Annotated in this window: 20 protein-coding genes; 11 read left to right on the forward strand and 9 right to left on the reverse strand. The window is 71.2% G+C overall.

Annotated elements, in window-relative coordinates; translation table 11 throughout:
* A complete protein-coding gene (locus Raf01_RS12390; RefSeq protein ID WP_203917966.1) occupies positions 1-1434 on the reverse strand; it encodes a phenylacetate--CoA ligase family protein in 1434 nt (477 codons plus the stop codon).
* Positions 1435-1747: 313 nt separating this feature from the next.
* Positions 1748-2119 (reverse strand): cupredoxin domain-containing protein, encoded by a 372-nt coding sequence (locus Raf01_RS12395; RefSeq protein ID WP_203917967.1) that lies wholly within the window; start codon positions 2117-2119, stop codon positions 1748-1750.
* A gap of 1002 nt (positions 2120-3121) precedes the next feature.
* Between Raf01_RS12395 and Raf01_RS12400 the strand changes: the two genes are divergently transcribed.
* Positions 3122-3715 carry a hypothetical protein gene (locus Raf01_RS12400; RefSeq protein ID WP_203917968.1) on the forward strand — a complete coding sequence of 198 codons (594 nt, stop codon included), beginning with the start codon at positions 3122-3124 and terminating at the stop codon, positions 3713-3715.
* Between the two features lie 42 nt (positions 3716-3757).
* Here Raf01_RS12400 and Raf01_RS12405 read toward each other — a convergent pair whose 3' ends face one another.
* Complete coding sequence (locus tag Raf01_RS12405; RefSeq protein WP_203917969.1) at positions 3758-4072, reverse strand: EthD family reductase; 315 nt, start codon at positions 4070-4072, stop codon at positions 3758-3760.
* A 599-nt stretch (positions 4073-4671) separates the two neighbouring features.
* Between Raf01_RS12405 and Raf01_RS12410 the strand changes: the two genes are divergently transcribed.
* On the forward strand, positions 4672-5766 hold the full coding sequence (locus Raf01_RS12410; protein ID WP_203917970.1) for a polysaccharide deacetylase family protein: 1095 nt from the start codon (positions 4672-4674) through the stop codon (positions 5764-5766).
* Between the two features lie 62 nt (positions 5767-5828).
* On the opposite strand, the gene Raf01_RS12415 is transcribed toward Raf01_RS12410, so the two are convergent.
* Positions 5829-6404, reverse strand: coding sequence for a DUF6817 domain-containing protein (locus Raf01_RS12415; RefSeq protein WP_203917971.1), 576 nt, complete (start codon positions 6402-6404; stop codon positions 5829-5831).
* A gap of 63 nt (positions 6405-6467) precedes the next feature.
* Positions 6468-7670, reverse strand: coding sequence for a family 43 glycosylhydrolase (locus Raf01_RS12420; RefSeq protein WP_203917972.1), 1203 nt, complete (start codon positions 7668-7670; stop codon positions 6468-6470).
* A gap of 256 nt (positions 7671-7926) precedes the next feature.
* Between Raf01_RS12420 and Raf01_RS12425 the strand changes: the two genes are divergently transcribed.
* Both Raf01_RS12425 and Raf01_RS12430 read left to right on the forward strand, forming a co-directional pair.
* A complete protein-coding gene (locus tag Raf01_RS12425; RefSeq protein ID WP_203917973.1) occupies positions 7927-9516 on the forward strand; it encodes a GH39 family glycosyl hydrolase in 1590 nt (529 codons plus the stop codon).
* Positions 9517-9799: 283 nt separating this feature from the next.
* Positions 9800-10993, forward strand: a complete 1194-nt coding sequence (locus tag Raf01_RS12430; RefSeq protein ID WP_203917974.1) for an ROK family transcriptional regulator — start codon at positions 9800-9802, stop codon at positions 10991-10993.
* A gap of 33 nt (positions 10994-11026) precedes the next feature.
* Here Raf01_RS12430 and Raf01_RS12435 read toward each other — a convergent pair whose 3' ends face one another.
* Positions 11027-12406 carry an enolase C-terminal domain-like protein gene (locus Raf01_RS12435; protein ID WP_203917975.1) on the reverse strand — a complete coding sequence of 460 codons (1380 nt, stop codon included), beginning with the start codon at positions 12404-12406 and terminating at the stop codon, positions 11027-11029.
* Positions 12407-12621: 215 nt separating this feature from the next.
* Here Raf01_RS12435 and Raf01_RS12440 point away from each other — a divergent pair, with 215 nt between their 5' ends.
* From Raf01_RS12440 to Raf01_RS12455, 4 genes are read left to right on the forward strand one after another with little or no spacing between them, the layout of a single operon-like run.
* Positions 12622-13974, forward strand: coding sequence for an ABC transporter substrate-binding protein (locus Raf01_RS12440; protein ID WP_203917976.1), 1353 nt, complete (start codon positions 12622-12624; stop codon positions 13972-13974).
* The gene (locus Raf01_RS12445; RefSeq protein WP_203917977.1) at positions 13974-14936 is read left to right on the forward strand and encodes a carbohydrate ABC transporter permease; all 963 of its coding nucleotides are present in this window, start codon (positions 13974-13976) and stop codon (positions 14934-14936) included. The genes Raf01_RS12440 and Raf01_RS12445 overlap by 1 nt, the downstream gene beginning before the upstream one ends.
* Positions 14933-15826, forward strand: coding sequence for a carbohydrate ABC transporter permease (locus Raf01_RS12450; protein WP_203917978.1), 894 nt, complete (start codon positions 14933-14935; stop codon positions 15824-15826). The genes Raf01_RS12445 and Raf01_RS12450 overlap by 4 nt, the downstream gene beginning before the upstream one ends.
* Before the next feature lie 28 nt (positions 15827-15854).
* Positions 15855-16769: an NAD-dependent epimerase/dehydratase family protein gene (locus Raf01_RS12455; protein ID WP_203917979.1), complete on the forward strand. Its 915-nt coding sequence runs from the start codon at positions 15855-15857 to the stop codon at positions 16767-16769.
* On the opposite strand, the gene Raf01_RS12460 is transcribed toward Raf01_RS12455, so the two are convergent.
* A complete protein-coding gene (locus tag Raf01_RS12460; RefSeq protein WP_203917980.1) occupies positions 16740-17585 on the reverse strand; it encodes a helix-turn-helix transcriptional regulator in 846 nt (281 codons plus the stop codon). The two genes, Raf01_RS12455 and Raf01_RS12460, sit on opposite strands and share 30 nt — an antisense overlap.
* A 78-nt stretch (positions 17586-17663) precedes the next feature.
* Here Raf01_RS12460 and Raf01_RS12465 point away from each other — a divergent pair, with 78 nt between their 5' ends.
* From Raf01_RS12465 to Raf01_RS12475, 3 genes are all read left to right on the forward strand, one after another.
* Positions 17664-18560 carry an NmrA/HSCARG family protein gene (locus Raf01_RS12465; RefSeq protein WP_203917981.1) on the forward strand — a complete coding sequence of 299 codons (897 nt, stop codon included), beginning with the start codon at positions 17664-17666 and terminating at the stop codon, positions 18558-18560.
* The gene (locus Raf01_RS12470) at positions 18557-19081 is read left to right on the forward strand and encodes a cupin domain-containing protein (protein WP_203917982.1); all 525 of its coding nucleotides are present in this window, start codon (positions 18557-18559) and stop codon (positions 19079-19081) included. The genes Raf01_RS12465 and Raf01_RS12470 overlap by 4 nt, the downstream gene beginning before the upstream one ends.
* 234 nt (positions 19082-19315) lie before the next feature.
* A complete protein-coding gene (locus Raf01_RS12475; RefSeq protein ID WP_203917983.1) occupies positions 19316-21181 on the forward strand; it encodes a COG1361 family protein in 1866 nt (621 codons plus the stop codon).
* Positions 21182-21454: 273 nt separating this feature from the next.
* On the opposite strand, the gene Raf01_RS12480 is transcribed toward Raf01_RS12475, so the two are convergent.
* Positions 21455-21901, reverse strand: coding sequence for a thiol-disulfide oxidoreductase DCC family protein (locus Raf01_RS12480; RefSeq protein ID WP_203917984.1), 447 nt, complete (start codon positions 21899-21901; stop codon positions 21455-21457).
* Between the two features lie 5 nt (positions 21902-21906).
* On the reverse strand, positions 21907-23110 hold a 1204-nt coding region (locus tag Raf01_RS12485), incomplete at its 5' end, for an aminotransferase-like domain-containing protein (protein ID WP_203917985.1).

The following is a 23110-nucleotide window of genomic DNA, read 5'->3' on the forward strand; positions in this document are numbered from 1 at the left end:
TCATGCTCCGATGAGAGCCGGGCGGGCGGCGAATGTCGTCTCGTGCAGATCGCTCCGCAGGGCACGGAGGGCGGTGGCTTCGTCGTCGCCGACCAGAGCGAGGTCCACCTCGAGGCCGCGATCGGCGAAGTGGCCGGCCGCCTCGGTCTCGTCGAGGCCGGCGACCGCCGAGGCCGGCAGGGTGAGCCTGATCCGTCCATTGTCGACGGTCGTACGGAACCGTGCCGGCCAGGGCTTGGCGGGCAACGCCTCGATGGCTTCGGTCAACTGTCGAGGGGTCACCACATCGGTCGGTCCGAGCCGCAGCAGCGAATCGGCCTTGCCCTCGATCGGGCCGGTGCCGGGCAGGCCGGCGACCTCGCAGGTGAGGGCGTCGCCGGGAAGGCACCTGACCACGTCGCGGGTGTCGTACCGGAAGACCGGCATGCACTCGCGGTACGGGAAGAACGGGGTGACCACGACGGTGGCCAGCGCGCCCGGCTCGGCCGGCTCGCCGGTTTCCAGGTCCAGATACTCGACCAGTCCCATGTTGATGTCGAAGTGCAGGTGCCCCTGACTGCAGGTGCGGCCGAAGACCGGAACGACCTCGGTCATGGCGAACAGGTCCCGGATGGTGGTGACCCCGAACGTCTGCCGGACGGCCTGCGCCAGGCTCGTCGACAACACCTCGCCGCCGACGTCGATGCTGCGCAACTGGAAGTCGCCCGGGCCCATCCCGCGCCGCCGCGCGGCCACCTCGAGTTCGGCCAGATAACTTGGTACCGTCGCCAGCAGCGTCGCTCCCCGGTCGGTCAGGCTGTCCAGCGCCTCATCGGGCGGAACGATGCCCAGCACCCGGCAGGCGGCGCCGACCAGCCGGCAACCCGCGACGTTCAGGTGCACGCTGCCCGTGGCGCGGGAGCTGACATTGACCTGCAGCACGTCGTCCGGCAGGAGTTCACCGCGCAGCACCCCGGCCAGGGCGCCCAGGGCCGGCCAGAGTTCCATCTCGTAGCGCGACAGCCAGATCTCGGCCGGACGTCCGGTGGTGCCGGTGGTGCGGGTCGCCAGGTATCGCGCGACGTCGGCGCACTGGAAGTCATCCGCACGCTCGACCAGGTCACGCTTGAGAGTCACCGGGATCGCACCGAGACCATCGAGGTCGAGACGGGCGGGATCCACACCGGCGGCGGAAAATCGGCGCGCGTAGAACGGCGACTGTGCCGCGAGGCGAGCGGCGGTGCGTCGCACGCCGCGGGTGGCGAAATCCCGACGGGCCGCCGGATCGGCGAGCGGACCGTCGATCACCTCTCCCGCGTCCGCGCCCGGCTCCCCGAACTCCTCCAGCGTGGCGAGCGAGTCGGCCACGAGCCGGGCGAGATTGCGGGTATTGAGCCGACGGCCCCAGACCATTCCCATCGCCATCCGGAGCTGCCGGACACCGGTCTCTAACACTTCCGCTCCCTCTTCTGCTGCTGGGGTCCGCGACCGGGCGTCGCCCGCGTGGGACGCGCCCGGTCGCGGCGTTCATCGCGTTAGGCGCTGTGGTGGCCGCCTAATGCGATCCGCGTGGATTACAGGGCTGCGCCGGAGGCGGCCGAGAACAGCACCGCGGTCAGGGAACCCAGCGCGTAGCGGACGTGCTTGACGCTGCTGATGAGACCAGACATGTTTACCCTCCCCTCGAAGAGTCGATGGGCCAACCTTTGGACGTGACCGGCGTGACCGGCCCCGCCCCGCTGCTCGTGCGTTCCGGACGAGCAGCAGCTCAATCGGTGACGACAACCTTCACCGTCATGTCTGGGTGCATGGAACAGGTGATGTAATACGTGCCCGGTACCGCGAACGGCGGCGTCGTGTAGTCGCCGTTCGACGGCATGAGGACCCGGCGGTGCATCGGATCACCGTCGGTCTCGGTCAGCGTGCCGTCCCGACCGGGCCCGATGATGTGCATGTATCGCGAGTCGTTGACGAACTTGAGAGTGTCGCCCACGTGTATCCGCACCGTTCCGGTGGTGAAGACCTCATGCCCCATACCCACCGCACCGGCCGGTGCCTTCGCCGGCGCGGAACCCGCGGCGGGAAGGAACGCGCCGGCCGCGATGAGCGGTACGGCAATGAGAATCCGCGGAAGCGCCATCGTCAATCTCCCTGCTGTGATCGCTGGACTTCCCACCGACCGGTGGACGCAAGGCCCGCGACGGGTGCGTCCGTCGGTCCCGATCGTCGCGATGAAACCGGCACATCCGGTGCCGTCCCGGAACTCGGGCCACGCGCCTCACATCGTCGCGGTGGGCTGCCGGCGGCTGTGCGCTTCCACCGGTCCCGCTCCGTATCCCGTTCCGTTTCCGTCAGGGCCAGGCGAAAGGGCAACGCTCTTGCCTCGGCCCTTGGTGGAGCGGGCAGGTCACCCGCCCCGGAAGGTTCGTCCGGAGCTACCAGGATCACGCTTTCCCCCCGCGCTGTGCGTTCGCCGTGCTCATCCCGACTCGCGGCAGCTACCGAGCGGCGGGGCGTGGTCGGCGCGCATCGAGTTCCGTTCCCGCCAGGTTTCGTTCCCGCCAGGCGAGGCCGGTCGTCGAGCGCGTGCGATCCGAAAAAGCCCCGTAATACTGGGACACATGCCACGGGTCTATATTGATCGCTTCGCATGGCTCAAGTGAATTCACTCTTGCATCGGCGATTCGGGAAGTCCATCACCCGATCGTCTGCTCCACTCGGTCGACTGTTGGAAGCGCCGCTGGTGGCGGGCTGTGCGGCGCGGCGAAAATGACGGTGAGGCGACACCGGTGTAACGGCCGCGGGAGGGTGGTGCCGCCCGAATAGCTGGCCTTTGGCGGCGATGGCGGAGTTCTGACGATTGTCGATGGTCGCCGGTGGTTGATCCCGGTGCATGCCCTTCGCCGCTGCCGATGCCGGCTGTGCCGAATTGAAACGCGCCGGCTTGAAATGGGCAGGGTTGAAATGCGCCGGGTCGAAACGTGCCGGGTCGAAACGTGGCGGGTTGAAATGCGCCGGTTGAATTACGCCGGGTCAAACCATGCCGCGTCGAAATGCGCAGGGTTGAAACGTGCCGGACCGAAATGTGCCGGGTCGAAATGCGCCTTGGACTTCTGGGGAGACCTTCTCGTATTGTCGCTTCGTGAGCTCTGAGGGCCCGATGAGCGCGATCCGCCGGCATGGCCGCGCGTTCCTCGGCCTGCCAGCCCTCGACGATCCGGCCGCCATGAAGCGGTTGAGGGTCGTGCCGTGGCTCGCCACACCGGCCGCGTTCGCGGTCGCGCTGGTCGGCTGGACGGCCATCGGCATCGCGTTGCAGAGGGCCCTGAGCGGCAGCGACAATTGGCAGGTCAACGCCCCGGCGATTGCGGGACTGACGGCGATCCTGCTGCTCGCGCCGTCGTCGCCGACCCAGCCGAAGGCGCGCAACGCGTGGCTTGCCGCGATCGTTGGGCTCGCCGTCGTGGGTGCCGCCTTCGGCATCGCGTCCGCCGGGCACGATCAGGGCACCGCGTACAGTGCGACGGCTTTCGTGGTGGTGGCTCTCGGTGCGCTCGCCGGCTGCGTCGTGTTCACCGCGCTGACCCGCGTCGAGCGCTGGTCCGTGGCCGCCCAGGCAGACTCCGGCGCCGGCGTCCTCAAGACGAAAGACGCGACCACCGGGGCGACGACCATCGGCGACGCAACCGATGCGGACGCGGCAGACGCCGACGACAGGCCATCCGCCGACGCCTGACGCGAACACCTCGGCCCGGTGTCCGCGACACGGAAGCACGTACTACATGACGTCGTCCAGCACGAAGACCATAATCCGCACCGGAGCGAGCGCCTGGAGGCGTGTGGCGTCGGCGGCAGTGGCACGGCCCTCGGGCGAGGCGAACGCGACGCGCAGTTCGTCCATCGTGTCCCATTCCAGCTCCGCAACCAAGTAATACGGCCCGCCGCCACGTACGGCCTCCACGTCCCGGCCGACCGTGTATCGGCGCAGCCCCGGCAGCCGGCGCCCGAGCGGGATATGGACCTCGCGATAGTGCCGATCGAACACCTCGGGGTCGGTTGGTGTCTCGTACAGGGCGAGGAAGCGGGCTGTCATCGTGCTGTCCTTTCGTACGGCGTGAGGACGGCGGCGCCGGCCAGGGTGCTGAACTGAATCAGTCGAAGTTCACCCGTACATACCGGCGGCGCCGGCCCGACTCATCGCGCCTGGCGAAACTGCTCGAGAGAAATCCGATGGGGCAGGTCACATGCCTCGATCGCGCGTGGGTCGACGAACACGGCGTTGCACGCGACCTGGCCGCCGCGGCCCGGCTCGTCCCGCCGCTTCGGACATCTTCCGGGAGTGTTACCGGAAGTTCTTCCTCTGCGGGCTCCGGCCCAGCTCCAGCTCACGGCGCAGGGCCGGCTCCGCCGCGTCCCGCCCGCCGCGATGTTCCCACCGAAACTTGTCGAATCACAGATCGGAATGTTTCAATGTATCACCGGTATTCAGGCTCTACCGCGTCCGGGGGATACCGGGCAGTCCCACCGGGCGACGGCAGGCTCGACCGATCTGGCGCGGCGCGGCTGGTGCCGCGCCGCGACCCAGATCAGTCGTGCGACCGATCTGGCTCGGCGCGTCTGGCGCCGCGCCGCGACCCAGATCAGTCGCCGGTTATGCACTCCCGTCCGATCGGCCGCACGCAAGGAGAGGCAATGCCTTCCATCCGTCGCTTCACCAGACCCGTCCTGGCCGTCACGGTGGCTGTGGCCGCCGCGACGGTCGGCAGCGCCGTCGCGATCACGGTCGCCGCCCCCGCGTCGCAAGCCGCCACCTGCAACGGGTACGTCGGCCTGACCTTCGACGACGGCCCGACCCCCGGCAACACCCAGAACCTGCTCAACGCGCTGCGATCGGCTGGCCTGCGGGCCACGTTCTTCGACGAAGGCCAGAACGCCGCGCCGAACCCCTCGCTGGTCCAGGCGACCGCGTCCGCCGGCATGTGGATCGGCAACCACAGCTGGGACCACCCGCACATGACTCAGCTCAGCACGGCCCAGATGAACACCGAGATCGGCAACACCCAGCAGACTCTTCAGCAGGCCACCGGTGCGGCGCCGAAGCTGTTCCGACCGCCGTACGGTGAGACGAACGCGACCCTCAAGTCGGTCGAGGCCCAGTACGGACTCACCGAGATCATCTGGGACGTCGACTCCCAGGACTGGAACGGCGCCAGCACCTCGGCCATCGTCCAGGCCAACGCCCGGCTGACCAACGGACAGATCATTCTCATGCACGACTGGCCGGCCAACACGGTCGCCGCCATCCCCCAGATCGCGTCCGGTCTGGCCAGCCGCAACCTGTGTGCCGGCATGATTTCCCCGAGCACGGGCCGCGCGGTCGCCCCGACCGGCGGTGGCAACCCGCCTCCGTCGAGCCCGACGCCCACCGTCCGGCCGACGACCCCGCCACCGACGAGCCCTCCGCCGGGCGGCTCGGGCTGCCGGGTCACCTCCACGGTCAGCGCCTGGAACAACGGCCTGACCAACAACCTCACTATCACCAACACCGGCGGTTCCGCGGTCACCAACTGGAGGCTCACTTTCACGTTGCCCAGCGGGCAGACCATCACCTCTGGGTGGAGCGCCACCTACAGCCCGACCAGTGGTCAGGTGACCGCCACCAACGCCGGCTACAACAGCACCATCGCTCCCAACAGCTCGACGGCCATCGGGTACCAGGCGACCCACACCGGTAACGCCGCCGCCCCGACCGGCTTCGCCCTCAACGGAGTGTCGTGCGGGAGCTGACCACCTGACGGCGCTTCACGAGAGTTGGGCCGGCGCAAGCGCCGGCCCAACTCTCGTCACGGCTACTCGACCGGAACTCGGTCGCCCAGATCGTGGTGGACCGCTGCCCACGCGGCGTCCGACATCCGGTCGCGGGACGCCGCGAGCACCCGGTACAGCCCGGCCCCGTGCCGGGCCGCCAACTCCTCGTTGTGTGAGAACACATCGAGTTCGTTGGCCGCCGTGATGTCCAGGAACGCGCGCACCTGCTCCTCCGCGGGCGGGTGCTCGGCACCGGTGAAGCGATCGCGGAACACCGGCGGCCCCGCCGAGCCGAGCCGGGGATAGGTGGCCGTGCGGTCACAGCTGCCGTACAGGTAGACCAGCGCCTCCGCGCGCTCACCGATCAGCTCGGCCAGAGACGCGCGCTGCGTGAGCTCCAGCAGGCCCTGGGCGAAGCCGTCCGTGCCATAGGCCGCGTGACACAGCCCCGCCAGCCCGACATCGCCGGAGGCGCCCCAGTCGGCCAGCCGCTGCGACACGCGCAGCAGGTGCGCCAGCAACGTGCCGCCGGGGTGCGCCAGGTCCGCGGCGCCACGGGCACGAAGGAACTCCGTCACCCGCTCGACGTGTGCCGGCCCGTGCAGAATCTCGTCCATTTCTCGACTTGTACCCGCGACGTGAGACCGGCGCAACGTACCGAGTGAGGCCGGTGGTCAGGATCACGGGGACAGGTACTCGCCGACGACCGGGGTGTAACCGTCGGCTGCCCAGGTCAACACCGCGGCGTACATGACCCGACGCGCGTTGGGATTCGCACCGGGGTCGGGTTGGCCGGCCGCTCCGGTGCACGGGGTGGTGCCGGAACCGCACACCCAGCCGTGCAGGAAGATGCGATCCTGTCCTGCGACCTGGGAGCCGGTGACGTCGGCGCCGCCGGGTCCGCACAGTCCCGTGTTCGCCGAGGTGAGCAGCGACGTCGGGGTGTTGTCCCAGGACCAGATGTGCTGGGACTTGTACCAGACCGTCGAGTACCCGCAGAGGCCGTAGTTGCCCTTCGCCGCGAACAGCACGTAGTAGTCGCCGTGCTGCACCAGCGACGGCCCCTCGACGGTGTCCGCGAACGTGTAGGTGCCGTCGCCGCCCTTGGTCGACCAGACCAGTTGGTGGCTGTCGCCGAGCACGGTCTGACCATCGGTGACCGACAGCCGGACCATCCGGATGGTGGCCGGGAGGCCCTGCGTCTTGTACAGCAGGTAGAGCCGGCGCTCGCCGTCCACCGTGACGAACGACGGCGACGCGTCGATGGCGCCCTCGTCCGGGACGCGGTTGCCCGGGTCGGCGGACATGTCGTCGGCCGCCCCGTAGCCGGGCAGGCACACCAGCGGCTTGGCGGCGGCGACGAACGGGCCGGTCGGCGACGCGGACGTCGCCACGCCGACGCACCGGGCACCGGACGCGTACTGCGGGGAGCCGCTCGGCTGGTGCAGCACGGCCGAGAAGTAGACCACCCAGCCGTTCGTGACGTGCTCGATGTCCGGGGCCCAGATGCCGCGGCTGGTGGTCCACGGCGGCAGAGAGCCCAGCTTGTCCGCGGGCGCGCTCCACGGGCCGGCGGCGATGGACGCGGTCGACTCGCGCAGCCCGGAGCCGGTGGAGAACGCGACGAACTGGTTGCCGTTGAGGTAGGCGCCGGGGTCCGGCATCGAGGCGGACGACGCGGGCAGCGGCGCGGCGGCGGCGCCCGTGGCCGGTTGCGCGAGTACCGGTTGTGCCGGTACCGCGTGCGCCAGCACCGGTTGCGCGAGCACCGCCAGGGCGCCGGCGAGCGCGAGGCACGCGGCCAGACCCGTGCGGAGGCCGCGGAGGCGGGTGGCCGGCGAGGGCCGCTCCCCGATCGGTGCGCGGCGCGGCGTTGAGCGCATGGTCCCTCCAGATTCCGCGGTGGCGGCGGTGTGGGCGCCGTCGATCCGCGACGATGGTACGAGTCGCCGCGGCGCCCCGTCCCCGAGTTCTCACCGATTTCGATCAACGTTCAGCGCTCCGTCAGCGAGGCCGCGGGCTTCTCTGTCCCTTGTGGACTGTCTCGGACTCGGGTATAGGATCATTGATCGGCGCGGTTGTATCGTGGGCGGCACCATCGACCGACCGGAGGTTGCTTCCGTGCCTGAACGTGCTTCCGTGCCTGAGCCCATCGTGCTGCACTCCGATGCCGACGCGGCGGGCACCGTCCTGCGGCACTACTGGAGCCGGGTGGTGGGGGCCGGGCGCGCGAACGAAGGGCTGCGGGCGGACTGGCAGCGGCAGCTCGCCGAGGCGCATGCCTCCTGCGGATTCGAGTACGTGCGGTTTCACGGGCTGTTCCACGACGACATGTTCGTCTACACGCAGCGGGAGGACGGCAGCCCGGTCTACAACTTCCAGTACGTCGACGCGCTGTTCGACGCGTTGCTGGACCTGGGCGTGCGGCCGTTCGTCGAGTTCGGTTTCAGTCCGCGGCCGCTGGCGCGGGAGACCGGCACCGTGTTCTGGTGGGGTGCCCACGGCGCACCCCCCACCGACCTCGACCGCTGGGCGGGGCTCATCGACCGGATCGTGCGCCACTGGATCGGCAGGTACGGGCGCGAGGAGGTGCGCCGCTGGTACTTCGAGGTGTGGAACGAACCCAACCTGAGGGGCTTCTTCCGCGGTACCCGCGGCGAATACTTCGAGCTGTACCGGGCGACCGCGCGGGCGGTGAAGGCGGTCGACGCCGGCCTGCGGGTGGGCGGCCCGGCGACCTCCAACTTCGTCCCGGACCCGCGCTTCGACGGTGAGACGGAGGACTTCGCGCGGCAGACCAGGGTCCGGGGCGACCAGATCGACACGCTGGCCTGGCGCCCGGTGTGGGTGGAGCAGTTCCTCGGGTTCTGCCAGCGGGAGGGTCTGCCGGTCGACTTCGTCTCCACTCACCCGTACCCGACGGACTGGGCGCTGGACGAGCACGGGCAGGGGGAGAAGCTCACCAGGGGAGTGGACGCGACACCCACCGACCTGGCTGTGCTGCGCGACCTGCTGGCCGCCGGCCCGTTCCCGGACGCGGAGATCCACCTGACCGAGTGGAGTTCGTCGTCCTCGCCCCGCGACCACGCCCACGACACGCTGCCCGCGGCGACCTACGTGACCAGGTCGGTGCTGCACTCGCTGGACACCGTGGATTCGCTGGCGTACTGGACGTTCACCGACGTGTTCGAGGAGGGTGGCGCCGGCGACGAGTTGTTCCACGGTGGATTCGGCATGCTGACCCTGCCCGGCATCCCCAAGCCGACCTTCCACGCCTACCGGATGCTGCACGCGCTCGGTGACCGCCTGCTGGCTCGTACCGACGGCGCGGTCATCACCCGGGACAGTGCTTCGGGGCGGATCAGCGCGCTGGCGTACCACTATCCGGCGGAGGAGCCCCGGACGGTACCGGCGTCCCTCGACGGCCGGGACGTGGCCCGGTCGACACAGGCGAAGGGGAGCCCGCGACACCTGTGCCTGACGGTCGCCGGCATGGCACCCGGTACCCGCCTGGAGCTGGAAGTGTTGGACGCCGACCACGGCGACGCGATCGGCGCCTGGCGGGCGATGGGGGAGCCGGGCGAGCCGACCCGGGAACAACTGGCCGAGCTGGACCGGCGGGCGCGGGCGACCGGGGTCAGTACCATCACGGTCGGCGCCGACGGGTGCCTGCGGCTGGACCGCGAGCTGTCGCCCTGGTCGGTACTCCTGCTGCGCCAGCTCGGCTGAGCGGGTTCGGTTGGCTGAGGGCTCGGCCGAGAGAGCTCGGCTGAGGGGTTTCGGCTGAGGGGTGCTCGGTTGAGCGGGCTCGGTTGGCGGGGCGGGTCGGGTGCGTTGCTAAACTAAATCGATTTTATTAACCTCGGCTGGATCCGGCCGGCTACGGACAGGCGGACAAGCGGACAGGACGCGCCGCGATCCATGCCGCCGCGATCCGTGCCGCCGCGCCGGCGATGGTGGGTCGCCGGAACTCGGCAAGCCACCCGAGGCACGCGCGGCGGGAGGACAGCTGGTGGACAGGCCGTTGCCGACTAGGCGTGGCACCAACCTGCCCCGGATGGGCGACTTCAACGAGTCGGTCGTGCTCGATGCCATCCGACGGGTACCGGAGGGCCTGAGCCGGGTGGAGCTCGTCGAGGTCACCGGCCTGTCCGCGCAGACCGTGTCGAACATCTGCCGGCGCCTGCTCAACACCGGCCTGGCCCGCGAGGCCGGCACGAAGAGCACCGGTAGCGGCAAGCCGCGTCGCCTGTTGCGGGTCAACGCCGACGCGCGGTACGCGGTCGGAGTCCACCTCGACCCGGCGGTGGTCACCCTCGTGGTGCTCGACCTGCTCGGCCGGGTGGTCGCCCACTCCGAGCGACCGACCCCCGAGGCGGCGGACCCGGACCACACGCTGGTCGAGATGAGCCAGTCGATCAACGCGCTCATCGGCGACTCGGCGGTGCCCCGCGACCACATCCTGGGCCTGGGCATCGCCGCGCCCGGCCCGGTGGACCTGGCCTCCGGGCTGGTGATCGCACCACCCGAGCTGGCCGGTTGGGGCCGGGTGCCGCTGCGTGACTACCTGAACGAGACGACCGGGCTGCCGGTGCTGCTGGACAAGGACGTGATCGCGGCCGCGGTCGCCGAACGCTGGGCCGGCGCGGCCGCCAACACCGGCAACTTCCTGTTCTTCTACCTGGGCACCGGCTCCGGCATGGGCGTGGTCGTCGACGACGTGGTGCTGCGCGGCTTCTCCGGCAACGCCGGCGAGGTCGGCGGCCTGTACGCCGCGTGCACCACCAACGCCCTGGTCGCCGAGGCGATCGAACTGGGTGTGCTGGGCCCGGAGTTCAAGCCGGCCGGACCACGCGACGCCGAGCAGAGCCTGCGGCAGCTGTGCCGGCACGCCGCGGCGGGCAACGTCACGGCCGGTGAGATCATCGACCGCTGGGCGGTCCGGGTGGGCCGCGGGGTCAGCGCGGCGGCGACCCTGGTGGACTCGGAGATGATCGTCTTCGGCGGGCCGATCTGGCCTCAGCTCGCCGACCGGTTCATGGCCATCATTCCGGGCATCGTGGAGAGCTCGCCCTACGTGGAGAAGATCCACCCGACCGTGGTGACCACCACCCAACTGGGCATCGATGTCGGTGCGATCGGCGCGGCCTGCCTCGTGCTGGACCAGATCCTGTCGGTACAGCCGCAGTCGCTGCTGCTCGGCTGACCCGGGCCGCGCCGCGGTGAAAGACCACGGCGCTCACGGCCGCAGCGCGGCTCCGTCGACCCCGCGCAGCAGCGCCCACCGGTCGTGTACCAGCGGAGGCGGCGCCGGGTACCGGCGGGCCGCCGCCTCGTCGAAGTCGACCCCCAGGCCCGGCGCGGAGCTGGGGTACAGGCTGCCCCGCACCGGGACCGGCGCACCGGGGAACACCTCCAGCGTGGCCTCCCGGAACGTGGCCGCCTCCTGGACCCCGAAGCACGGTGAGCTGACGTCCAGCGCGACGTTGGCCGCCTGGGCCACCGGGCTCACGTCACCCGGGCCGTGCGGCGCGGTGCGTACCCCGAACAGCTCACACGCGGCGACCAGCTTGCGGGTCGGGGTCAACCCGCCCAGGGTCGGCACCCGGATGCGGGCGAAGTCGATCGCCCGCTGCTCCAGCAGCGGCAGGTAGCGGGTCACGTCGTCGTACAGCTCGCCGACGGCGAGCGGTACCGGACCGGCGCCGCGCAGTTGGGCGAAGTATCCGGCGTCCTCCGGTGCCAGCGGGTCCTCCAGGAAGAACAATCCGGCATCGGTGACCGCGGCGACCAGTTCCCTGGCCTGCGACGGGGACAGCCGCTCGTGCGCGTCGTGCAGCAACTCCACGCCGGTGCCGACCAGCTGGCGTACCTTCACCAGCGCCGGTGGCACGTGGCGCAGGTACGCCAGCGCGTCCCAGGCGCCACGCCGGCCGGCCCGCCGCCGGGCGTCGGCCGCGTCCGCCGGGGCCGTGCCGTAGGTGTCCATGCCCGGCACCGCCACCTGCACGCGGACGTGCCGGTACCCGGCCTCGGTCGCGGCGGCGACCTTGTCGGCGATCTCGGCCGGGTCCACGCCGTCGACGTGGGTGTACGCCTCGGCGCCGTGCCGGGCCCGGCCGCCGAGCAGCGAGTACAGCGGCAGCCCGGCCACCTTCGCCTTAATGTCCCAGAGCGCGACGTCGATCGCTGCCAGCGCGTTGCCCGCGATCGAACCGCCGCGCCAGTAGCCGCTGTTGGTCAGCAGCCGGTGGACGTCCTCGATGTCGCCGGCTTCCCGGCCGGCCAGCAGCGGGCCCAGGTACCCGTCGAGCACGGCGCGTACGGCCAGCGTGCGCTGCGGGTCGCTGGCGCAGCCGAGCCCGTACAGGCCGGGCTGGTTGGTCTCCACCCGCACGATCAGGTACGGGCAGCCCTGCGGCGCGCACAGGAAGGTGCGTACCCGGGTGATCCGGGGCGCGCCGTCGGTCGCCGGCCACGGGGCCTCGGCAAGGATCTCGGCGGGGCTCTGCGCGGGGATGTCGGAAGGGCTCTGGGCCGGGACGTCGGCGGGGCTCTGGGCACAGTGCTCGGCGGGGCTCTGGGCAGGGATGTCGGCAGGGGTCTCCGCGGGCTTCATGCCGGTGCACTCCCTCGCGTTGATGGTCGCGCGGCGGTCGCGCGAGCGGTCGCCTGGTTGTCGCCTGAGTGGTCGCTCGAGTGATCGCGTGGTTGACACCGTACATCAATTCGATTTAGGTTCTCCCACACCATTGAATTGCGCCCATCGATGGCGCTCTGGACGCGAAGGCTCGGCACGTGATGACACATCGAACGCGCATGTGGCGGCCGTCGATGGCCGTCCTCCTCGCGCTGGCACTGGGCTCGCTGGTGACCGGCGCCGCCGGCTGCGGCAGCGGTTCGGGCAGTGGCTCGTCCGACAAGACGCTCGTGATGTGGACGTTCAAGCAGTCCCACGTCAAGGCGCTGGAAGAAGCCGGCAAGGGATTCACCAAGCAGACCGGCATCACCGTCAAGGTGCAGGCATACACGCCGGACGACGCCTACCTGACCAAGGTTCAGGCCGCGGCGAAGACCGGCGACCTGCCCGACGTGCTCGAGGTGCACACCAACGGCGACGACCTCACGTTCGGTGGGGCCGGCCTGGTATCGGACCTGTCCAAGGACGTCGACAGCGGCTGGCTGAACAGCTACCTGCAGCAGGTGCGCGTCGACGGGACCGTGACGGACCAGTACTACCAGTCGTCACTGAAGCCGGACTCCACGCTGAAGGGCATCAAGCTCGGGCAGCGGTTCAGCGTGCCGCTGACCATCGGCACGTTCGGCATCGTGTATGCCAACAAACAGCGCCTGACCGCCGCCGGCGTCACCACCGCGCCGACGACGTGGGAGGACTTCATCGCCGACCTGGCGAAGGTGAAGGCGAAGGAACCCAACGACTCGGGCGTCAGCCTGGGTCTCAAGGCTCCGTCCACCGGCCTGGAGTGGCTCATGCAGCCGATGGCCTATGGCATGCTCGGCGCCGACCGCTTCCACGCCCTGTGGGGTCGGGACAACACCACCAACTTCTCCTCCCCGACCGGGACGCAGGTGCTGGACACCTACGGCAAGGTGACGCCGTACTGGATGCCGGGCACCCAGACCCTCGACATCGACGCCGCGGACCTCGCCTTCGCGCAGGGCAAGTCCACCTTCGACATCGGCGGCACGTTCACCCTGGCGTTCCTGGCGCAGAACGGGTTCGACCCGGCCAACGTCGTGACCTTCCCGGTGCCCGCCCCGGCGGGCGGTGCCATCAACGACCTGAGCCTGGCACCGTTCACACTGACCGGCATGTCGGTCTCGTCGACCACCAAGAACCGGTCCGGTGCCATCCAGTGGCTCAAGTACCTCGCCAAGCCGGACGTGTCGGCCACGTTCGCCAAGGAGGCGCTGGACATCCCGCCGACCAATCTGGGCTCCGACCCGGACAGCGCGGTGGGTCCGGTGCTCGGCGCGATGATCAAGTCGTTCGGCTCCGGCCCGTCGGCGTACAACCCGGGTGACACGACGTACAAGCCGGACGGCTACAACTCCGGCGACGTCGGCGCGGTGCTGATGAACTTCACCCCGCTGAAGACGAAGACCTCGGCGCAGACCGGTGCGGGGCTGACCAAGCTGATCGACTCGTACTGGGCGAAGAAGTAGTGAGCGCCGCGACCACGGTGCAGCGCCCGCCGCGTGAGCGGCGGGCCACCCGTGGCCGCACCCGGTACCACCGTTCAGAGGTGGCCTGGGGCGCGGCCTTCGTGGCACCGGCCATCGTCCTGTTCGCGGTGATGGGCGTCTACACCATCGGGTACGGCGTCTCGCTCAGCTTCGCCACCTGGAACGGGTTCACGCCGAACTGGACCTGGGTCGGCCTGCACAACTACGCCGACCTGCTGTGGGCCAGCCCGACCTACGCGCCGGTGGTGCACCAGGCCGCGCTGAACACCCTGTGGGTGATGATCGCCGTGCCGATCCTCACCGTACTGGTCAGCTTCCCGCTGGCACTGCTGCTCAACTCGGTGGGCCGGATGCGCACCGTGCTGCGCTCGGTGTATTTCCTGCCGTACGTGACCGCCGGCATCGCGGTGTACTTCGCCTGGCAGTACATCCTGGAACCGGACGGCGCCATCAACCTGCTGCTGCGCTCGCTCGGCCTGGGCAGCCTCCAGCAGCCGCAAGGGTTCCTGGGCAACCCGTCCACCGCGCTGCCCACGCTGATCGTGGTCACCGTCTGGTCCTCGGTGCCGGTGTCCATGCTGCTGTACCTGGCCGGCCTGCAATCGGTGGACTCCACGCTCATCGAGGCCGCGCAGATCGACGGAGCCGGCTGGTGGCGCATCACCCGCAACGTGCTGTGGCCGCTACTCAAGCCGATCACCGGCATCATCGTGCTGCTCAACCTGCGGGACTCGCTGCAGGGTTTCCAGACGTTCCTCATCATGACCAACGGCGGCCCGGGCAACCACACCAACGTGCTGGGCCTGGAGGCGTACCGGCTGGCCTTCCTGTCCCAGCTCTCGCCGACCCTCGGGCTGTCCAGCGCGCTGGGCTGGTTGCTGTTCATCGCCGCGGTCATCCTCGCCGTCATCACCCAGAGAGCAATGCGGAGGGCCACGTGAGCACCGCGACGATCGCCCGTCCCGCAGCCTCCGGCCTGGCCGTCACCCGCCGCCGCGCCCGCCCGTCGCCGCGGGTCCTGGCGACGCGCGCGGTGGTCGCGCTGTTGCTTCTGTTGTACGCGGCGGTGAGCCTCTACCCGTTCCTGTGGATGGTTTCCGCCGCGTTCAAGAACCAGTACGAGGTGGTGGCCGGCGGGCACCTGATCCCGCACCACCCGACCCTGCACACCCTCGCCCAGACGTGGGGCGAACTGCACTTCTTCGACTACTTCCTGAACAGCCTCAAGGTGACCGCGCTGACCGTGCTGCTGGTGCTGGTCATCTACTCGGCGGCCGCGTACGCCTTCTCGGTGCTGCGCTTTCCCGCCAAGCGGGCGCTGTACCGGCTGTTCCTGGCGCTGCTGTTCGTGCCCGGCGTGACGGTGCTGCTTCCGGTCGTGCTGCTGGAGAACAAGCTCGGCCTGCTGGGCAACCACTGGGGGCTGATCCTGCCGTTCGTCAACGGATCGGCACCGCTGTCGATCCTCATGATGACCAACGCGTTCGACGCGATCCCGGCGGAGTTGCGCGAGGCGGCCCGCATGGACGGCGCCGGCGAACTGCGCATCTTCGCCACCGTGTACCTGCCGCTGTCCCGGCCGGTACTGGTCACCATCGCCCTGCTGACCGCGATACCCACCTGGAACGAGTACCTGCTGACCCGCGTGTCACTCAACAACCCGGGTACCTTCACGCTGCCCATCGCGCTGCAGAACCTGCAATCCGGCGCGGTACTGCACTACAACACCCTGATGGCCGGCGCGCTGATCGTGGTGATCCCGGTGATCGTGTTGTTCGTCGCGGCTCAGCGGTACTTCGTCAACGGTCTGATCGGAGCGGTGAAGGCGTGATCCGTTCGACTATCGGGGGAGAGCGGGCATGACCGGCGCCGTTCTGGTCACCGGCGCCGCCGGCGGGATCGGCGGCGCCGTGGTGGCCGAGTTGGCCGCCGCCGGCCTGACCGTGGTGGCAGCCGACCGCGAGGATACGCCGGTGCCCGGCGCCGCGCACCGGCTCGTGGGCGACCTGCTCGATCCGGGATTCGTGGCCGAGTGCCTGACTGGCGACGCGGTTCGGCAGGCGGGTGGGATCGGCTCGGTCGTGCACCTGGCCGCCATTCCCGCGCCCGGCATCGTCAGCGAGCACGAAACGCTGCTGCACAACACGGGCGCGGCGTACCTCGTGCTCACCGGGGCCGGCCGGTGCGGAGTGCGACGGATCGTCGCCGCCTCCAGCTTCTCCGCCGTCGGGCTGGCCTGGGCCGACCGCGACCTGTCCCCGCAGTACGTGCCGGTGGACGAGCGGCACCCGCCGGTGACCGTCGACTCGTACGGCCTGTCCAAGACCTTCACCGAACAGGTCGCGGCGTTCACCACCCGGCGGTTCGGCGTGCCGACCGTGTGCCTGCGGTTCCCGTTCGTCGGCACCGGCGACCGGCTGCGGCACCGGCTCGCCGAGGTGCACCGCGACCCGGCCGGCAACCGGCGCGAGCTGTGGGCCTGGCTGGACACCCGGGACGCGGCGCGGTCGGTGCACGCCGCGCTGACCGCCGACCTGACCGGGCACCACGTGCTGAACATCGCGGCCACCGACACCACCGCGCTGCAGCCGACCCGCGAGCTGGTCCGCGCCCACCACCCGACCGCCGCGCTGCGCGGCCCGCTGGCCGACCACCAGAGCCTGCTCGACACCCGGCTGGCCGGCACGGTACTCGGATTCGCTCCGAAGTACGGCTGGCGCCAGGGTCGGGACTCCGCCGACGGGTCAGGTCAACCGGGCGGGTCGACCGAGTAGCCGCTCGATCCGTCGGGCGTCCTCCGGACCGGCCGGCACCTGGAGCACCAGGAGCAGATCGGGATGCTCGACCGGGTGCAACTGGTACATCTCCAGACAGACACGGCCGGCCTCCGGGTGATCGAGTGCGACCGTCGCGGGCCGGAAGTCGCTGACCGCGTAGTCCGGCCACCAGCACCGGAACTCCGGACTGGCCTCCTGCAGTGCGGTCACCAGCTCGCGGAACCGATCGTCGCCCGGCTGCTGCCCGACGGCGGCGCGGAACTGGCTGAGCACCGCCCGGGCCGCCGGCTCCCAGCGCTGCATCCTCGCCCGGATCTCCGGGTCGGTGAACATCATCCACACCAGGTTGCGCCGTCGCTCGGGTAGTCGGGCGGGATCGTGGCGCAGCCGCGCATACACCGAGTTCCACGCCAGGAAGTCGTAGTGCCGGTCGTAGACGGTCGCGGCGTTGGGTGAGGCGGCGTCGACGAGCCGCTGCAACCGCAGGCCGGCCTCGTGCACGGCGGTCTCCGGCCGGAGCACCGGCAACCCGGCCAGCGTGCGTAGGTGACGGTGCTCGTCGGCGTCCAGCCGCAGGGCCCGGGCCAGCGCGTCGATGACCTGTGCCGAGGGCACGATCGAGCGGCCCTGCTCCAGCCAGGTGTACCAGGTGATGCCCACCCCGGACAGCTCCGCGACCTCTTCCCGGCGCAGGCCGGGCGTCCGTCGCTGGTTCACCCCGTCGGGCAGCCCCACATCCGCCGGCCGCAGCCGCGCCCGGCGGGTCCGTAGGAACGCGGCCAACTCGCCGCGATCGACTGTCGGCTGCTCCATCCGGCCCCTCCCCGTCAAGAGTCTGGATAGCAGCATCGGTACCAGGTTGGCCGCCGCACCGGCAACTACCGTGAGGCCATGGCTGATCCTACGGAATCCACCTCGGTACTGGTGATCGGCGCGACCGGCCAGCAAGGCTCGGCCGTCACCAGGTCGCTGCTCGCCCGCGGCCTCGCGGTGCACGCACTGGTCCGTGACACCGAACGGCCCGCCGCGCGGGAACTGCGAGCCTCCGGCGCCCGCCTGGTCCTCGGGGATCTGGACGACCCGGAATCGTTGAGCGCCGCGATGGCCGGCGTGAGCGGTGTGTTCGCCGTACTGACCATGATGATGAATGGGCCGACCATCACCCCGGAGGGCATCGCCACCGAGGAGCGCCGAGGCACGACGGTCGCGGAAGTCGCCGCGAAGACCGGAGTCGGGCACCTCGTCTACAGCTCGGTGGCCGGCGCCTCCACCGAATCGACCGTGGCACACCTGCGCAGCAAGGCCACGATCGAGGCGCGCATCCGCTCGCTCGGGCTGCCCGCGACGATCCTGCGGCCGGTCTCCTTCATGGAAAACTTCACCACCTACGCCACCCCGGTGGTCACCGACGGCACGCTGGTCGTCAGCCTGGCGATGCGTCCGGACAGCCCGATGCAGCTCATCGCGGTCCGGGACATCGGCGAGTTCGCCGCGATCGCGTTCGGCCGGCCGGAGGAGTTCACCGGCCAGACGATGGTCATCGCGGGCGACCGGCTGCCGGGCACCGCGATCGCCGAGCGGTTCGGCCGGGCGCGCGGTGTCCCCGCCCGCTTTCAACCGGTACCGATCGAGCGGTTGCGCGCCTTCGACGAGGAGGTGGCCCGGATGTTCGAGTGGCTCGACTCCGGCGACGGCGAACTCGCCGATCTTTCCGCGCTGCGCGCGGTGCATCCACAACTGATGACTCTGGCCGATTGGCTGGACGGAAGGGAGACAGAGACCCGATGACCGAGGGAATGATCGTGCCGGCCGGTGCCGGAGAGTCCATCGGCTCCAGCGGCATGACCCTGAAGGTGGGCGCCGAGCAATCGGCCCGGTGGTCGATGTTCGAGGTCGAGGTCCAACCGGGCTTCGACGTGGGCGCGCACCGGCACGGCGAGGCCGAGGAACTGTTCTACGTGCTCGACGGCGAGTTGGACCTGCTGGCCTTCGAACCGGTCGTGCGCACCACCGGAAACTGGCGCGGCTGGACGTCCGCGTCCGGGGCCAGCGTGATCCGCGGCGGCCCGGGATCGCTGATGTTCGTACCGGCGGGGTGCCCGCACGCGTTCGCCAACCCCGGCGACACACCGGCGCGGATGCTCTTTCACGTGGCGCCTTCGGGACACGAGCGCTACCTTCAGGAACTCGCCGAGATGCTGGAGGGCGACGGGCCGCCCGACCAGGAGGCACTCGTCGCGCTGCGCCTCCGCCACGACATCGAGCAGCTAACCCCGCTGGTTCCCGGGCGCCGGGCCCTGCTGTCCTAAGCACTTTTCAGGCGCGGTGGCTGCCGGTACCAAGTGGCCACCGCGCCCTCGGACGTCCGCGCCTCGGACGTCCGCGCCCTCGGCGTCACTTCCGCCGAGGCTCCGATCGTCACCAATCGACCATGTTATTTGTCATGTGTTTCGTCATTCCCCAGCGAGGACCGTCACGGGCTCCACAGAATCGGTCCGCGAAACGCGCTCACAACCAGATCACCACGAGATCGCGAGGTGCCCGTGCCACGCTGGTCCGCAATCCCCATCCTCGGTGCGCTCTCGAGCACCGCACTGCTCGGCGCCCTCGCGCTCGGCCCCGCTTCCGCGTCGGCGTACGGCGCGGACACCACCGGTGCCCCGCCTGCGGCCGACACACCCGACCCCGGCGACTCGCAGTCGTCCCCGCCACCGAGCGAGTCGGCGACTCCCACACCGACCGACAGCACGCCACCGTCCGCCTCGCCAACGCCGCAGCAGCCGACACTCTCACCGTCCGCCATCGAGTCGGGCCCGCACGGGCACCGCCCGGTGCTGACCGTGACGGCGTACGCGAGCAATGCGGTGCTCGGCCCCGGGTACTGGCGCGGTGCGCGCACCACCTCGTTCACCGTCACGGTGCACAACACCGGTACCGTGGCCGCGGCCGTCCGCGTCGACTACGCCGTCCCGGCCGGGGTGAGCGACGCGGCAACCGGTGCCTGCGGGAACGGCCGGTGCTCGATGCCGTCGGTCGCGCCGGGTGCGGTGGTCACCGCGCCGATCGCCGTCACCGTGTCCCCGGACGCGTGGCGGCAAGCGCCGCTGACCGGCCAGTTCACGGTCAGCGCCCGGGCACCCCGCGCCCACGCCGCGAGCGGTCGGGGCACCTGGGGCGTGGTGTTCCCGCCCGGGCCGCCCGCCCCCGGCATCGGCCTGTCGGTCGACGACGTCACCACGGGCAACGGGCCCGACGCGTCGGGCCGGTTGCGCATCACGCTGACCAACACCAGCTCGATGCCGGCCGCCGCCGGGCTGGACGTGGTGGTGCCGCACGGCGTCGGTACCGGCCCGCTGCCCGCGGGCTGCGCGAGGCAGCCGGAGCCTACGGTCGTCCGGTGCGTACTGGGTACCGTGCCGCCCGGCCAGCAGAAGCCGGTCGTCGTACCGCTGACCGTGGGCGTCGCCGCACGGGCCGGTACACCGCTGACCGGCTTGGTACGCGCCACGCTCACGGCGGCCGATCGGCAGGCCCGGACGGCCCAGGCGTCGTACCAGATCCTTGTCCCGGCGAGCCTGTCCAGCGTCACCGCGTCCAGCGTCATCGACCCCGGCGTCATTTCCTCCGGCAGCGCGTCGGCGGTACCGCTCGCCGTGGCGGAGCGCGGCCGGGACGCCGCTGTCGGCGGGCACAGCGCCATCGCATGGCCGGTCATCGCAGGCTCATCCGCCGTACTGGTCATCGTCATCGTGGGCCTGGCGCTGGGGTTGCGCCGTCCGACCACGGATGCCGGGCCGGCCGCGCCGGCGATCGGTGCGGTCGCACTCATACCGGCGCCGGCCGGGCCGGGCCGGCGGGGCTCCGGCGGTCCGCGGCTGGCCGCGGGTGCACGGTTGGGTCCGGACGCGCGGTTGGGTCCCGATGCGCGGTTGGGTCCGGACGCGCGGTTGGGTCTGGGTTCCCGCCCGATGTCGGTGCCCCGGCCGAGCAGCCCGGTCCGGCTCGAATGGGTCGAGCCGCCCGGCTCGGTGACTCCGCCCGGCTCGGTTTCACCGCCCGGCTCGGTTTCACCGCCCGGCTCGGTTTCACCGTCCGGCTCGGTGGCGCCGGCAGGCTCGGTCTTGCCGGCAGGCAGGGTGGCGTCGGCCGCGGAGCCCGTCGCGGCTGACTGGCCGCAGCCTTCGGCGAACCCACCGCGGCTCTCGGCGGACCCACCGGAGCCCTCGGCGGACCCAGCGCAGCCTTCGGTCACCCCACCGCAGCCTTCGGCGAACTCGCCGGAGGTGGAGTTGGCCGAGGTCGCCGCGGAACTGGCGGAGGTGGCCGCGATCCTCGCCGGACCCGGACCCGGATCCGGACCCGGACCCGCTCCCGGACCCGGACTGGGCCGCACGGACCGGCGGGTGTGACCGCGCCTACCGGAGTGGTCGCCGCCGGCATCGCGGTCGAGACGGCGGTGGGCGGATCGGTACAGCGGGCGGCGCCGGAGCGCTCTTGGCGACAGTGTCGCCCGCTCGCTCGGGTCGGCTGGGCCAGCTGAGCGGGCCTGGCCGACTGGGCAGGCTGGCTGACGGGGTCGGCTGGCTGACGGGGTCGGCTGGCTGACGGAGTCGGCTGGGCCGGCTGAGCGGACTCGGCTGGCTGGGCTGACTCGTTTGGTTGGGCGGGCTGCTCTGAGTGGCTTAGCTGGGCTGGTTGGGCGGGCCGGGTTGCCTGGCGGGGCCGGGTTGGCTGGCGGGGCCGGGTTGGTTCGCGGGGCGGATGGAGCAGGCCGGGGTGGCGCCGGGAAGCCGGTACCGGTGGGCGGCGATCGTCCGGTACACCACCGCGGCCAGCGGGCGCACCGGACGCGCGTCAACGAGCCGTCCCAGCAGCCGGAGTGCGGCGACCGGCTGGTAGCGCAGCAGCGCGGCGAACGCCCGCGCACCGGCCAACCGGCCGCCGTCCGCGCCGACCCACTGCACGGCGGCGTTCGCCTCCGCCCGGGTCAGGCCGAGGGCCGGCAGGTCCGCCGACTGCCACGGTTGCGCGGACGGGAACGCGGGCAGCGCCGCGCGCAGCCGCTGGACGCTGTGGGTGCAGAAGCCGCAGTCTCCGTCGTAGACCAGGATCGGTGTCGCGTGGGGCATGGCAGTCATCCTTCCGAGGACCGTCGATCGGCGGGCAGTGCGGCGGGTGGCGTGGCGGGCAGTGCCGCGCGCGGCGCAGTGGGCGGCGCGGCCGACAGTGCGGCGGGTAGCGCGGCGGCCAACCGCTCCAGCCCGTGGCGCAGGGCCGGCTCGGTGAGGTGCCCGTACCCGACCACCAGCGCCGGTGGCACCGGGGCGGCGGAGAAGTGGTACGGGGCCAGCGTGCCCACCCGTACGCCACGGTCCCGCAACCGCGCCGCGACCGTGGCGGCGTCCGCGCCCGGCAGCGGCAGCAGGGCCGTGCCGCGCATACCGGTGACCGGCACGCCGACGTCCGGCGCAGCCGGGCGCCCTGTGCGCTCTAACGTCACGCAGTCCAGCGCCGCGCGGGTCAGGTCCAGACCGCTGCGGTCGTCGCGGTCCAGCCGGTGCATCACCCGTTCGACGGTACCGTCGCGGAGCAGCCGAGCCAGGGCGAGCTGGGACACGTACGGTGGCTGTCCCGAGCAGTCCGCCAGGTACCGGCCGATCGCGCCGGACAGCTCCTCGGGTACCAGGGCGAAGCCGATGCCCAGCACCGGCGCGAACACCTCCCCGAACCCGCCGACGAGCACGGAGGTCTCGGGGGCGGCCAGCGACAGCAGCCGGGGCAGTCGCTGCGCCGCGGCCGGAAGGACGCCGTCGCAGCCCACCTCCACCAGCCAGGTACCCGGCCGGCGCACCGTCCGGTACCGGCGCTCGGCGCTGAGCACACCAGAGGCCACCGCAGAGTCCGGGCACAGCAACAGGGCCGGGCACCGGTCGGGTACCCGGTCGATCCGCGCACCCTCGTGGTCGACCGGAACGGCGACCGGCCGGCCGGTACCGCCCTGTGCGGCCCGCCACAGTGACGGCGCGATCGGTTCCTGGACTGCCACGTCCGGACCGGACAGGCCGAGTACGGCGAGCACGGCGCGCAGCCCGGCCACGGTACCGGTGGTCACCACCACCTCGCGGCCCGGCGGCAACGCGCCGTAGGTGCGGCGCACGTGCTCGGCGACCGCGTGACGCAGTTCGGGCAGGCCCAGCGGCGGCAGGATGCCCGGCGGCGGTCGGAAGCTGGCCCACCGCCAGGCCGCCCGCCACGCCGACAGCGGCAACCGCGCGGCGCGCGGCTGGCCGGGGCGCAGGTCCACGTCACCGCACCCGTCACCGGGGCGACCAATCTGG

It is taken from the genome of Rugosimonospora africana (assembly GCF_016862975.1).
GTDB classification, from domain to species: domain Bacteria; phylum Actinomycetota; class Actinomycetes; order Mycobacteriales; family Micromonosporaceae; genus Rugosimonospora; species Rugosimonospora africana.

Excerpts from the sequence above, each read along its gene's own strand:
- Raf01_RS12395 (WP_203917967.1), bottom strand. The coding sequence starts at position 2,119 with ATGGCGCTTCCGCGGATTCTCATTGCCGTACCGCTCATCGCGGCCGGC.
- Raf01_RS12405 (WP_203917969.1), bottom strand. The coding sequence starts at position 4,072 with ATGACAGCCCGCTTCCTCGCCCTGTACGAGACACCAACCGACCCCGAG.
- Raf01_RS12410 (WP_203917970.1), top strand. The coding sequence starts at position 4,672 with ATGCCTTCCATCCGTCGCTTCACCAGACCCGTCCTGGCCGTCACGGTG.
- Raf01_RS12415 (WP_203917971.1), bottom strand. The coding sequence starts at position 6,404 with ATGGACGAGATTCTGCACGGGCCGGCACACGTCGAGCGGGTGACGGAG.
- Raf01_RS12420 (WP_203917972.1), bottom strand. The coding sequence starts at position 7,670 with ATGCGCTCAACGCCGCGCCGCGCACCGATCGGGGAGCGGCCCTCGCCG.
- Raf01_RS12435 (WP_203917975.1), bottom strand. The coding sequence starts at position 12,406 with ATGAAGCCCGCGGAGACCCCTGCCGACATCCCTGCCCAGAGCCCCGCC.
- Raf01_RS12440 (WP_203917976.1), top strand. The coding sequence starts at position 12,622 with ATGGCCGTCCTCCTCGCGCTGGCACTGGGCTCGCTGGTGACCGGCGCC.
- Raf01_RS12455 (WP_203917979.1), top strand. The coding sequence starts at position 15,855 with ATGACCGGCGCCGTTCTGGTCACCGGCGCCGCCGGCGGGATCGGCGGC.
- Raf01_RS12460 (WP_203917980.1), bottom strand. The coding sequence starts at position 17,585 with ATGGAGCAGCCGACAGTCGATCGCGGCGAGTTGGCCGCGTTCCTACGG.
- Raf01_RS12465 (WP_203917981.1), top strand. The coding sequence starts at position 17,664 with ATGGCTGATCCTACGGAATCCACCTCGGTACTGGTGATCGGCGCGACC.
- Raf01_RS12470 (WP_203917982.1), top strand. The coding sequence starts at position 18,557 with ATGACCGAGGGAATGATCGTGCCGGCCGGTGCCGGAGAGTCCATCGGC.
- Raf01_RS12480 (WP_203917984.1), bottom strand. The coding sequence starts at position 21,901 with ATGCCCCACGCGACACCGATCCTGGTCTACGACGGAGACTGCGGCTTC.